The organism is Mucilaginibacter sp. P2_A5, assembly GCF_056404995.1.
On sequence record NZ_JBFUCY010000015.1, the window covers coordinates 79,236 to 91,575 of the forward strand.

Annotated in this window: 11 protein-coding genes; all 11 read left to right on the forward strand. The window is 37.0% G+C overall.

Annotation, left to right across the window (positions count from 1 at the left end; all coding sequences use genetic code 11):
- Window positions 1-30: 30 nt before the first annotated feature.
- The 11 genes from AC1DXF_RS14685 to AC1DXF_RS14735 all read left to right on the forward strand — a co-directional run bounded on the left by AC1DXF_RS14685 (window position 31) and on the right by AC1DXF_RS14735 (window position 12,339).
- Window positions 31-1,074: a ferredoxin--NADP reductase gene (locus AC1DXF_RS14685; RefSeq protein ID WP_477449476.1), complete on the forward strand. Its 1,044-nt coding sequence runs from the start codon at window positions 31-33 to the stop codon at window positions 1,072-1,074.
- Window positions 1,075-1,193: 119 nt separating this feature from the next.
- Entirely contained in the window at window positions 1,194-1,964 is a 771-nt protein-coding gene (rfbF, locus tag AC1DXF_RS14690; RefSeq protein WP_477449477.1) for a glucose-1-phosphate cytidylyltransferase, read from the forward strand.
- A gap of 1 nt (window position 1,965) precedes the next feature.
- Window positions 1,966-3,057, forward strand: a complete 1,092-nt coding sequence (gene rfbG / locus AC1DXF_RS14695) for a CDP-glucose 4,6-dehydratase (protein WP_477449478.1) — start codon at window positions 1,966-1,968, stop codon at window positions 3,055-3,057.
- A gap of 78 nt (window positions 3,058-3,135) precedes the next feature.
- Entirely contained in the window at window positions 3,136-4,437 is a 1,302-nt protein-coding gene (rfbH, locus tag AC1DXF_RS14700; RefSeq protein ID WP_477449479.1) for a lipopolysaccharide biosynthesis protein RfbH, read from the forward strand.
- Between the two features lie 26 nt (window positions 4,438-4,463).
- Entirely contained in the window at window positions 4,464-5,306 is an 843-nt protein-coding gene (locus tag AC1DXF_RS14705; protein ID WP_477449480.1) for an NAD-dependent epimerase/dehydratase family protein, read from the forward strand.
- A gap of 23 nt (window positions 5,307-5,329) precedes the next feature.
- Window positions 5,330-6,355, forward strand: coding sequence for an NAD-dependent epimerase/dehydratase family protein (locus tag AC1DXF_RS14710; RefSeq protein ID WP_477449481.1), 1,026 nt, complete (start codon window positions 5,330-5,332; stop codon window positions 6,353-6,355).
- Window positions 6,342-7,694, forward strand: a complete 1,353-nt coding sequence (locus AC1DXF_RS14715) for a lipopolysaccharide biosynthesis protein (protein ID WP_477449482.1) — start codon at window positions 6,342-6,344, stop codon at window positions 7,692-7,694. Before AC1DXF_RS14710 ends, AC1DXF_RS14715 begins: the two co-directional genes overlap by 14 nt.
- Window positions 7,676-8,542, forward strand: coding sequence for a glycosyltransferase family 2 protein (locus AC1DXF_RS14720; RefSeq protein ID WP_477449483.1), 867 nt, complete (start codon window positions 7,676-7,678; stop codon window positions 8,540-8,542). Before AC1DXF_RS14715 ends, AC1DXF_RS14720 begins: the two co-directional genes overlap by 19 nt.
- Window positions 8,543-9,368: 826 nt before the next feature.
- Window positions 9,369-9,938 carry a hypothetical protein gene (locus AC1DXF_RS14725; protein WP_477449484.1) on the forward strand — a complete coding sequence of 190 codons (570 nt, stop codon included), beginning with the start codon at window positions 9,369-9,371 and terminating at the stop codon, window positions 9,936-9,938.
- A gap of 19 nt (window positions 9,939-9,957) precedes the next feature.
- Complete coding sequence (locus AC1DXF_RS14730; protein WP_477449485.1) at window positions 9,958-10,836, forward strand: glycosyltransferase family 2 protein; 879 nt, start codon at window positions 9,958-9,960, stop codon at window positions 10,834-10,836.
- Window positions 10,837-11,106: 270 nt separating this feature from the next.
- The gene (locus AC1DXF_RS14735; protein WP_477449486.1) at window positions 11,107-12,339 is read left to right on the forward strand and encodes an MBOAT family O-acyltransferase; all 1,233 of its coding nucleotides are present in this window, start codon (window positions 11,107-11,109) and stop codon (window positions 12,337-12,339) included.
- Window position 12,340: the final 1 nt, after the last annotated feature.

Genomic DNA, 12,340 nt, shown 5'->3' on the forward strand with positions numbered 1-12,340 from the left:
AGTAGATAATAATTAAAAACTGGACTTAATATGCTTAGTTATACATTGAGAGTTGTGGAGATCAGGCAAGAAACTGCGGATACCGTTACGCTTTGTTTTAAGCAGCCTGGTTTAAAAAAAATTAAATATTTGCCGGGGCAGTATTTGACACTCATTTTCAGAATCAACGGGAGAAGGTATATCAGGCCATATTCATTTTCATCTGCCCCTATTGTCGATCCTTTACTGGAAGTTACGATTAAGAGGGTTCCCAACGGGATAGTATCAAACCATATCCATGATACTGTAAAAATTGACGATGTTATAGAAGTTATGCCCCCTCTTGGCGATTTTATTTATGATCATGGATTGTTTCCCAATGTAAAGAATATAGTGCTTTGGGGTGCGGGAAGTGGCATCACACCGCTTATCTCAATTATTAAATATATATTGTCAGTTGAGGAGACGCCCAAACTCACTTTGGTTTACGGTAATAGAAATTATGAGTCTGTTATATTTTTAGACACTATTAAACGACTGCAGCATACTTACCCAAACAAGCTTTCTATTTGGCATTTTCATACCCAGCTTGCAGTTAGTGAACAAAATCCTTACCTGGTGCAGGGCAGAATAAATCCATCAAAAGTGCTATCGGTGGTGAAGTCAACCGGAGATATTGAAAATTCAATTCACTACATATGTGGGCCGGTAGGCTTAAAGGAGTCTGTTAAAGCATCGCTAAGAGATTTGGGTGTTGGCGAGACGCAAATTTTTACAGAAGATTTTGAATTAGTTAAGAATCCTAAAGACTTTGAAGACATCAATACCAGGTTCGTAGAAATCTTTAAAGATCAGCGAACTTATGAAGTTGAGGTTGTTAAAGGAAAAAGTATTTTAGAAGCAGGGCTCGATTCTTTGTTAGAGTTATCCTATTCCTGTCAAACGGGAAATTGCTCTGTATGTAAGGGGCAGGTAACTAGCGGCGAGGTTAAAATGATTGGCCCGGATAAAAGGCCGGCCGACCTTAATGTTAACGAGTATTTGTTATGCTGTACTTATCCGTTAACTGATGATGTTTGTATAACGGTTGATTAATACCGGAAGAGATACTTACGTTGTAGGGCCTGGCTCAGATAGTTGGCGGAGATGAAATAAAGTATAAATATTAAGGAACATATATATTTAGTTAACATCATTTATCTATTTTAAAACGTATGAAAGTAGTATTACTCGCCGGAGGTTTAGGCACTCGTTTATCTGAGGAAACGGTATTAAGACCAAAACCAATGGTCGAAATTGGAGGAATGCCCATTTTGTGGCATATCATGAAGATTTATTCTTCTTATGGCTTTAACGATTTTATTATTTGCCTGGGTTATAAAGGGTACGTAATTAAGGAGTATTTTGCCAATTACTTCATGCACAAATCAGATGTAACAATTGATTTGACGAATAACTCTGTTAAAGTTCATGACTCACAAGCTGAACCATGGAAAATTACTTTGGTTGATACAGGTAATGAATCAATGACAGGTGGTCGTATTAAAAGGATAGAACCACACATTGGCAATGAAAGATTTATGTTAACTTATGGTGATGGCGTTAGTGATGTAAATATTAAGGAACTTTTGGAGTGCCATGAACGCGGTGGAAAGTTTTGTACAGTAACCTCGGTACAACCATCTGGACGGTTTGGTGCGCTTAATATTGATGATCATAATAACGTGCACTCTTTTATGGAAAAACCCAAAGGCGATGGTGCCTGGATAAACGGGGGATTTTTTGTTTGTGAGCCTGATGTTTTCAAATATATAGCTGGCGACAGTACTTTATGGGAGCGTGAGCCGATGGAAAAGATTGCTGCAGATGGTCAGATGGTTGCCTACAAACATAGTGGCTTTTGGAAGCCAATGGATACGCTAAGGGATAAGCAAGAGTTAGAGGAAGATTGGGTACAGAATAAGGCTAAATGGAAAATTTGGTAATATGTTTAAAGAATTAGAAAAAATATATAAAGGAAAAAAAGTTTTTTTAACAGGGCACACCGGTTTTAAGGGCGCTTGGATGTTGAAAATACTATCTATGTTGGGTGCCGACGTAAAAGGTTATGCGTTGGCTCCTGAAAATGATTTTGATTTGTATAATTTAATCAAAGGAGATGAAATTTGTGATTCTGTAATAGCAGACTTACGTGAGAGAGAAAAACTGATTGCATCTATCAGTAGTTTTCAACCAGATTTTATTTTTCATTTGGCAGCACAACCACTGGTGCGGTTATCCTACAGCATTCCGTCTGAAACTTTTGATATCAATGTAATAGGTACAGCCAACGTACTTGATGGAGTAAGAACTTTGGAAAAAACTTGTCAGGTAGTTTTGATAACTACGGATAAAGTATATCATAACAGGGAGTGGGTTCATCCATACCGTGAAACTGATCGTTTAGGTGGGTATGATCCTTATAGTGCAAGCAAGGCCTGTGCGGAATTGGTAATCGATTCATACCGGAATTCTTTTTTTAACAAGGCTGTATATAATGATCATGGTAAAGCTATTGCAGTTGCCCGTGCAGGTAATGTAATTGGCGGCGGAGACTGGGCCAAAGACAGGCTGATCCCGGATATCGTTAAAGCCCTTGCAAAAAACGAGAAAGTCATTATCCGTAACCCAAACGCTGTAAGACCCTGGCAACACGTTCTTGAGCCTGTAGTAGGTTACCTGTTGCTTGGTAGTAAACTGGTAGCTGACCCGATAGAATACTCGGAAGCGTACAATTTTGGACCGGGGCTGAGTGACGCTTTGCCTGTTCATAAAATGGTAGAGTTAGCTATTGCTTCATGGGGTACTGGTGAATTCGAGTTACTAAATGCAGATAAGCAACCGCACGAAGCAGGGCTTTTAAAATTAGATATCAGCAAAGCGGTAAATCAATTAAGGTGGAAGCCGCAATATGAAGCCATTAATGCTATTGGAAAAAGCATTGAATGGTACAAGTACTACTATAACGCTTCAGCGGATATTATCGCTTTTACCGAAAAGCAGATTACCGATTTTATTGAAGCTGCTGATCATAGCTAAACATATAGGTAAAGCGGTATACACCGCTGCATCTTGAATAGTATATTAATATTTGAAAAACAAGTCATTAGTAATAGCATGCTAAAACACATTAACGCGCCCGATCTGGAAAAGAGCCTGAGGGCAATCGCAAAAACTCAAACCACAAAAACTATTATTGCTGGTGAAAATTATATTCCGGTAACAGGTAAAGTTCTTGATGAAGATGATATTTTATTAGGTGTTGAAGCTGCACTTGATGGATGGTTAACAACAGGGCGTTTTGCGAACGAGTTTGAAAGGGACTTTGCGGCCTATTTCAACGCCCCTAAGGCATTGCTGGTTAACTCGGGTTCGTCGGCAAATCTCGTTGCATTTTATGCGCTTACATCTCCAAAACTTGGAGATCGGGCAATTAAACCCGGCGATGAGGTGATAACTGTCGCTGCTGGTTTTCCTACAACAGTAAACCCAATGGTTCAGTTTGGCGCTATACCGGTGTTTGTAGATGTAGATATCGCTACACACAATGTGCTGTCAGATCAGATTGAAGCTGCTGTTTCTCCAAAAACGAAAGCTATTATGATTGCTCATTCATTAGGTAACCCTTTTGATTTAGATGAGGTGATGAGAGTTGCTAAGAAATATAACCTATGGGTGGTTGAAGATGATTGCGATTCGCTTGGCGCCACCTATAGGGGTAAAAAAACAGGGACCTATGGCGATATCTCAACATTCTCGTTTTATCCAGCCCACCATATCACAATGGGCGAAGGAGGGGCAGTGATTGTTAACAACCCCGAATTGATTAAGTTGGCTGAAAGCTTCCGCGATTGGGGACGCGATTGTTATTGTGAGCCAGGAAAAGACAATACATGCGGATGCCGTTTTGGCCAGCAGTTGGGTAGCCTGCCTTATGGTTATGATCACAAATACACCTACTCGCACATCGGGTTTAATTTAAAAGTTACGGATATGCAGGCGGCATTTGGGGTATCGCAACTTAAAAAAGTTGATCATTTTGTACAACGTAGGCGCGAAAACTATAAAGCACTTTATGAGCGCATGAAGCAGTTAGAAGATGTGTTCATTTTACCAGAGGCAACACCAAATAGCGATCCATCGTGGTTTGGGTTTTTATTGACGCTAAGAGAGGGTGACGCCGCCGACAGGCACATGCTGGTACAGCATTTAGAAGAGAAGAAGATAGGAACGCGTTTATTGTTTGCCGGTAATTTATTACGTCAGCCTGCCTACGCAAACGTTCAGCATCGGACAATCGGGGATCTGAAAAATACAGATATCATTATGAATCAATCATTTTGGTTAGGCGTATGGCCCGGTTTAAATGAAAGTCACTATGATTATATGCTTGATACTATAACTGATTATCTAAAATAACTGATCGGGCCTCAATAGATATTGCTATGTATACAATTTTGATCACAGGTATTAATGGTTTTCTGGGTAGTAATGTGGCTAAGAGGCTCTCAATAAATCATACTATCCTGGGCCTTGTACGCAATCCTGAAAACCTGCACAGAATCAAGGGTAATAACTTTGAGATATATAAATCTGACGAGGCCGGCATCAAAGAACTGTTTGAAAAGCATAAGGTTGATGTTGTCATTCACACGGCTACGTCGTATGGCCGTAACAATCAAACTGTAGATGAAATATCCCAAACAAATTTTCAATTTCCTTTGAGTTTGTTAGATATGGCAATTAAAAATGGGGTTAAAGCTTTTATTAATTCTGATACAGTTTTAGATCGTTTTGTCAATTTATATTCGCTAACGAAATGTCAGTTTGCCGATTGGCTCTATTTTAGGAGCAATCAAATCAAAGTAATCAATTTACAGCTTGAGCACTTTTATGGACCAGGCTGCGACAATACTAATTTTATTACGATGATGATAGGAAGGCTTAAGAACAATGAAAGTCATATCGATTTAACTAAAGGTGAGCAAAAAAGAGATTTTATCTATTTTGACGATACTGTTGATGCCTACGAACTGATGGTAAATAAGATTGATAGTTTAGCTGATGCTTACAATAATTTTCAGGTAGGCTCGGGCAAAGTTGTAGCTATTAAAGAACTGCTTAACGAACTTAAAAAGCTCACAAACAGCTCGACATTATTGAATTTTGGTGCAGTTCCTTATCGTGAAAATGAACTTATGATATCAACCACCGATAATTCGGGCCTTGTTGCGCTTGGCTGGCAGGCCAAAACAACTCTTACAGAAGGATTAAAAAAGACAATTTAATATACATAATTTAAAGGGTACATATGAAATACTTAATAACGGGAGGCTGCGGTTTTATAGGTAGTAATTTAGCCGCTGAAGTATTAAAACGAGGCGAGGAACTTTTTGTTTTTGATAGTCTTTACCGGTTGGGAAGTACCCAAAATCTTGCATGGCTACAGGAACGCGGCGCGTTTGAGTTTTATCATAGAGATATCAGAAACTTAAATGATGTTGAAACAGTAATTAAAGATATAAAGCCTGATGTTATTTTCCATCTGGCGGGGCAGGTAGCTATGACTACCTCTATTCAAAACCCACGTATGGACTTTGAGGTGAATGTTATGGGGTCACATAACGTTTTGGAATCAGTAAGAAAGTATTCGCCAAATACTGCTGTTTTATACTCGTCATCAAATAAAGTATATGGAGATTTTGCTGATCTGACGTTTGAAGAAACCGAAACCCGCTACCAATGTAAAGAATTTCCAAACGGTTTTGATGAGCAAGCCCCGCTTTCGTTCCATTCACCATATGGTTGTTCAAAAGGCGCTGCTGATCAATACCTGATCGATTATAACAGGATTTTTGGCCTGCAAACAGTTGTGTTTAGACATTCATCAATGTACGGCGGCAACCAACATCCCTCAAATGACCAGGGTTGGGTAAGTTGGTTCATAAAAAATGCATTGGAAATAAAGAGCGGTAAGCTTAAAGAGCCGTTTACCATAAGCGGAACTGGTAAACAAGTGCGCGATGTTTTACATGCTGATGATGTAGTTCGTTTATATTTTGCCGCATTTGAAAATATAGAAAAAACTAAAGGGCAGGCATTTAACATAGGTGGCGGCGTGGAAAATAGTTTATCGTTGCTTGAACTATTTAGCCTGCTTGAAGAACTACTTGATATTAAAATGATTTACAAACAACTGCCATGGAGAGAAAGCGATCAGAAGGTTTTCATTGCCGATAATACTAAAATTACACGACTCGCAAAATGGAAAGCGCTTGTTGACAAAAGAACAGGGGTTTTAGAAACTATTAACTGGCTGAAAAGTGCGAATATTTAAACCAATAACTAATTTTTTAACAAAAGGGTCAGACAGATCTGTTAATGTTAAGAAGAATATTGTCATTTCATTTTTTTTGAAAGGATTAAATATTGGCGCATCCTTATTGTACGTTCCTGCTACCATCAAATATCTGGACACCACACGGTACGGAATATGGATTACCTTAACATCAATAGTTGCCTGGTTTTCGTTATTTGATGTTGGTTTAGGAAACGGCTTGAGGAACAATCTTGCAACTGCCTTAGCCAATGATGAAAAGCTTGTGGCTCGGAAGCTTGTAAGTACTACTTACGCATTGTTGGTAATTATAAGTGCAAGCATTGCTTTTTTATTTTTTATTATAAATCATTGGCTTTACTGGCCCTCAATTTTAAATACTCAAACATCTTTTCAGAGTGAACTATCTAAACTGGCTGTTATTGTAATATTTCTTTTTTGTTTAAAGTTTGTATTACAGGTAATTGATGTGATTTTGCTGGCCAGCCAGCGTCCTGCCTTTAGCAGTTTATTGGAGGTTTCCGGAAGTGTTTTAGGATTGGTAGCTATTCTTTTTTTGGCTGTTTTAGGCAAAACTTCGTTACTGAACTTCGGTATAGCTATAATGTCTATACCGGCATTGGTATTTCTGGTAGCAAGTATTATCCTGTTTAGCAAAAAGTATAGATTTTTGCGCCCTGGACTAAAATACGTTGATTTTAGTTACTCAAAGAGTCTTTTGGGTTTAGGTTTAAAATTTTTTATGGTACAAATTGCTGTGATCATCATTTTTCAAACCAGCAATATCATCATAGCACAACTGTTTTCACCGGCATCGGTTACACCATATAATATAGCCTATAAATATTTTAGTGTCATCATAATGGTTTGGGGGATTGTGGTAACACCTATGTGGTCGGCATTTACTCATGCTATGGCAACTAAAGATTATAAGTGGATACAACGTACTATAAGGAAACTTAACTACCTAATGATATTTGTTGCGTTTGTAATATTAATCATGTTCTTAGCCGCACCGCCAATTATTGCTTTGTGGACAAACAAGAGGGTGGTAATTGGTAACAGAATGCTAATCATTTTTTCATTTTATGCTATGATACAAGTGTGGAACAATACTTATTCTTATTTCCTGAATGGAACAGGCTTAATCAGAATACAGGTAATAACCTCAATTATAGCTTCGATAATTCATGTTCCATTGTCGATATTTTTAGTTAAGTATTTACATTTCGGTCCCGAAGGTGTGGTGCTTTCTATGGCGATTTCACTTTCTATATTTGGTGTTGCCGGATCTATCAAATCTTTTAAAATAATTAACAAATGGGTAGCGGTAGCTTAGTTAGTATATTGATTCCTGTATATAATAGGGAAACCCTGGTTGGCAAGGCTATTGATTGTTCGCTTAGCCAAACGTATAAAAATATTGAGATCATTGTCATTGATAATTGTAGTACTGATGCTACCTGGAAAGTGCTGGGCGAATATGCCGGGAAAGATCCTCGCGTGAGAGTATTCCGAAATGCCGAAAACCTTGGCCCGGTGGGCAATTGGATGGAATGCATTAAACAATCAAAAGGCGAATACGTAAAGTTTCTATTCTCTGATGATTGGTTTGATGATGATTATATTGAAAAAACGATAGGGTATCTTGAAAATAATGCCGATGTAGGCTTGGTTTTTTCAAAGACAATGCTTCATCAATTTGGTGAAGTAGTCCCTAAATATGATAATTTCGGTGAAAATAAAGTGTTTGAATCCAGGCATTTTATTTACAGGTATATACGTAGTAAAGGCAACGTCCCTGTATCGCCAGGTTGTGCTATATTCAGGAAAACTGATATCCAGAAGTCATTGCTATACAATATACCAAATCCTTTAGGTATAAATTATCCCCGTACTGGAGGTGGCAATGATGTACTGCTATTTTTGCTAACAGCTGCGCGCTATAAAAATGTGGGATATGTACATAATACAAACTGTCATTTTTTGGGTGGAGACGACTCAATTACCAGGAATGAAGACCTGATAATGCCATATTTGTATGCAACAGCCTTCTTTTTAAATTCATATCGAACCTTTACTTGGTTTTATAAAGCAGTTTTGGGAACAAGATATATATACTACCTTATAAAAAGACATAAATTCAATGTAGATAAAATAAAGGAAGTCTATTTTTTGATACGATAACTTTACCTGGAGTTATTAAGATCGGCGCTAAGTTTTATAGATGCGGTTGCTTAAAAACAGAATAGATAGAGTAACGAACAACGGTGAAAATCAGGGTTTGAATGGTTAACAAAAAACCTTGAATGGTTATTAATTACGGATATTAATGAGTACGATTAAAAGTTCGGATGTAGGGGGAGTAAACAAGTTAAGATCATTGAGGGTTTTCTTGTTGGTGGCCTTGTGCTTTTTGTCCGTGCAGCCCTGGATAGTGTGGGATCTTAATAATTTATTCCCGGTTATTGGTTTACTGTACATGTTTCTAGTATGTTTTACAACCTTAAAAAGGCGTAAATATTCTGTTTTGCCCTTTTTGCTTATCATATATATGCTTATTCCGCGTACATATGAAATTGTATCATTCAAAGCGGCCTTGATAACTTCTATAGCGTTTGTTACTTTTTTGCAACATGAGGACGATGAAGTTAAAAAGGAAGTTTTTCAAAAGTTTGTAAAGCTTTTTAGTACTTTACTAGTACCCGGAATTATATTGTATCTAATTCATTATGTTATAAAGCTGCCATTTTTTATCGTCCCAAGTAGAAATTTGGTACTTGTTCAGGAATACAGGAATTTCGTTTTTTTTGTGGAGGCGGTTCAGGATGTGGATGCGCTACCAAGGTTCAGGTTTATTTTTGACGAAGCCGGGGTTGTAGGAACGGTGTGCTTTTATTTGTTGTTGTTTTTAAGGTACGATTTTAAGCCGTGGCGTAATAAAATAATATTGTTAGCTGGTCTATTATCATTTTCGCTGTTTTTTTACATCGGATCTTTTATCATGTTTTTTATGATAAAAATTACCAGCGTAAAGAGGATGTTAATAACAGTAACAGTCATTTTAATAGTTGTTATCGCCCTTAGTAACACTGAGGTTTTTAATACGCTAATTTATTCAAGAATAACAAATGCGCAGGATTTAATAGGCGAACAGCGTACGATGGAAGTGTTCAATGCCCATTACGATAAATATGTTCAAACGCCCCAATTAGCTATAGGAAATGGTATGGGGAGTGAATTTGCACTTGAAGAGCGCAAGGCGGCTATTGCTTCATATAAAGTATATATATATGAATACGGGATAGGCGGAGTATTATTACTTGTCGTGATTTATTACAAGCTTATACGTAAGGTACTCAATCCTTACAACTCAATTTTAGCTATCCTGGGGTTGTTGTTATGCTGGTATCAAAGGCCGTGGATAAGTGATTATTACAATACTATATTGATATTTTGTGGTATCTATATGGTTCGCGATAAGCTGGAGTTAACAGCAAAGGTACCCACCGAACCTGCAGAAATCGAAGAGAAATCATTTGAAAGCGATGTTAAAGGGGCTAAAAACTCTTTATATTTTTAACACTATATAATATTTGATCATGAAATTACCAATAGCTATTGTTATACCTACCTTCAACAGGAAGCATTTATTAATTGAGTGTTTGAAATTACTAAGAACTCAAACCGTTAAACCTGAATTAACTATAATAGTTGATGATGGATCGTCTGACGGTACCGGAGAAATATTGAGTAACGATTTTCCTGAAGTAATTTGTTTAAAAGGTGATGGTAATCTGTGGTGGACAGGATCAGTAAATTTGGGAATTGATTATGTATTAAAAAATCACCCTGCAATTGAAGCGATAATTTTGCAAAATGACGATGTAAGATTTAAAAGCGATTGGATTGAAAATTTAGTGGCAGTAGCCAAAGAAAACCCAAAAGCACTAATTGGTTCGGCGACGGTGGACGTGGCTGATGGTGATACGATAACATATGCCGGAAAAACGACTCATCCATGGTTTGCTTATTCAAAATATTATCATCGTGGTGTAAAGCTTTCCTCGCTTAAGGAAGAATTATTATTAGAATCATTTGATTTAATTGGCAGGGGAATTTATATACCTGTGGAAGTATTTCAAGAAACCGGGCTTTTTGATTATGAACATTTTAAACACCGTGGTGACACCGAATTACCACTACGGGCAAAAAATGCAGGCTATAAATTATTAGTTACATCAAGGGCTATAGTCATGGAATATACAGGCACTACAGCTTCTATCGATATTAAAGAGAAATATTCGCTTAAAGATATCAAAGACAAGTTCTTTGATTTCAGAAGTTCAGCTTATTGGAAATATCGCTATTATTATGGGAAAATATTATCAAAGAATAACCCGGTGCAGCATCATTTCTTTTTTGTGTGTCGCATGTTTATTCACCTTGGTGGTTTTGTTTCAAGATTCAGATTGTGGTAAAATTTAGAACATTTTTGATAGTATGTTTAAAAATTAATTTGTATGCTTTTTAATTCTATTGAATTTATTTTTTTCTTATTACTGGTATTAATTATTTATCCGCTTCTTAATCAAAAAGGGAGGCTGTATTTTTTACTTGCCGCCAGTTACTTTTTTTACGCATGTTGGGATTGGATGTACCTGGGGTTAATATTTTTCACCTCTGCCTCATGTTTTGCTGTAGCCCGGCTAATAACAAATACCAAATATGTAAATTATCGCAAATTGTTTATGGCCTTAAGTTTAACGGTCAACTTTGGTATTTTATTTGTTTTTAAGTATTTTAATTTTGTTATTAAGGCCTTTGAGGATTTGGCGTCTGCCTTTCACGGAAATTATCAATTAAATGTATTGCATTTGTTGCTTCCGGTGGGTATTTCATTTTATACTTTCCACTCCATTAGCTATGTTATTGACGTTTATAACGGCCGGATAAAGGCAGAGCGCAACATCTTTAGGTTCTTATTGTTCGTGTCGTTTTTTCCTCAATTGGTAGCGGGCCCTATCGCCCGCTCCGAAAACCTGTTGCCTCAATTGCAGGAATTAAAAAACTATGATTATAATAATTTCAGAAAGGGATTTGTGCTGATTTTTTGGGGATTATTTAAAAAAATGGTTATAGCAGATCGCTTGGCGATTGCTGTAAACCATGTGTATAATCACGTTGATAACGCGTCTACATTGTCATTGGTTATTGCCACCGTTTTTTTTACGTACCAAATATATTGTGACTTTTCCGGTTATTCTGATATTGCGTTAGGTGTATCAAAGCTATTTGGTATCGATTTGATTGTAAACTTTAAGCAACCCTACTTCTCGAAAACTATTACGGAATTTTGGCGAAGATGGCACATATCGTTATCAACATGGTTCAGAGATTATTTATATATACCACTTGGAGGTAATAAAGTTTCAAAGTCAAAATGGATATTCAACACTATGCTCGTGTTTGTAGTGAGTGGTTTATGGCATGGTGCAAATTATACCTTTTTAGTTTGGGGCGCTATACATGGGGCAATGCTGGTCATTGAACGGTTTATATATGGCGATAAAATAAGAAGTATTACAAGTGGTATTTCGTTTGCTAACATTTGCAGATGGTTTGTTACTTACTTGGTTGTTGTAATAGCGTGGACTTTTTTTAGAGCCAATAACATAGGTGATGCCATAAAAATATTTGGGAAGATACTTGCGTTTAAGGGCATTAAACATGATTCGATAACATTGTTTACGCAAGGGGGATCCGAGGGATTGATAGGCTTAAAGTTCTATGATTTCTTTTTGGCGATATTCTTTATTCTTTCATTTATAACAGTGAATTTTATCTTCCGGAGAGAAGGGTTGCCAAAATTTATATTAGAACGGTCAACAGCAGTAAGATGGAGCTTTTATATAGTTATAACTTTCGTTGTACTATGGTTCGGGAAATTTGGGATCAATGAGTTTATATATTTTCAATTTTAGT

Coding starts and splice junctions, on each gene's coding strand:
- AC1DXF_RS14685 (WP_477449476.1), top strand. CDS start 31: ATGCTTAGTTATACATTGAGAGTTGTGGAGATCAGGCAAGAAACTGCG.
- rfbF (WP_477449477.1), top strand. CDS start 1,194: ATGAAAGTAGTATTACTCGCCGGAGGTTTAGGCACTCGTTTATCTGAG.
- rfbG (WP_477449478.1), top strand. CDS start 1,966: ATGTTTAAAGAATTAGAAAAAATATATAAAGGAAAAAAAGTTTTTTTA.
- rfbH (WP_477449479.1), top strand. CDS start 3,136: ATGCTAAAACACATTAACGCGCCCGATCTGGAAAAGAGCCTGAGGGCA.
- AC1DXF_RS14705 (WP_477449480.1), top strand. CDS start 4,464: ATGTATACAATTTTGATCACAGGTATTAATGGTTTTCTGGGTAGTAAT.
- AC1DXF_RS14710 (WP_477449481.1), top strand. CDS start 5,330: ATGAAATACTTAATAACGGGAGGCTGCGGTTTTATAGGTAGTAATTTA.
- AC1DXF_RS14720 (WP_477449483.1), top strand. CDS start 7,676: ATGGGTAGCGGTAGCTTAGTTAGTATATTGATTCCTGTATATAATAGG.
- AC1DXF_RS14725 (WP_477449484.1), top strand. CDS start 9,369: ATGATAAAAATTACCAGCGTAAAGAGGATGTTAATAACAGTAACAGTC.
- AC1DXF_RS14730 (WP_477449485.1), top strand. CDS start 9,958: ATGAAATTACCAATAGCTATTGTTATACCTACCTTCAACAGGAAGCAT.
- AC1DXF_RS14735 (WP_477449486.1), top strand. CDS start 11,107: ATGGCCTTAAGTTTAACGGTCAACTTTGGTATTTTATTTGTTTTTAAG.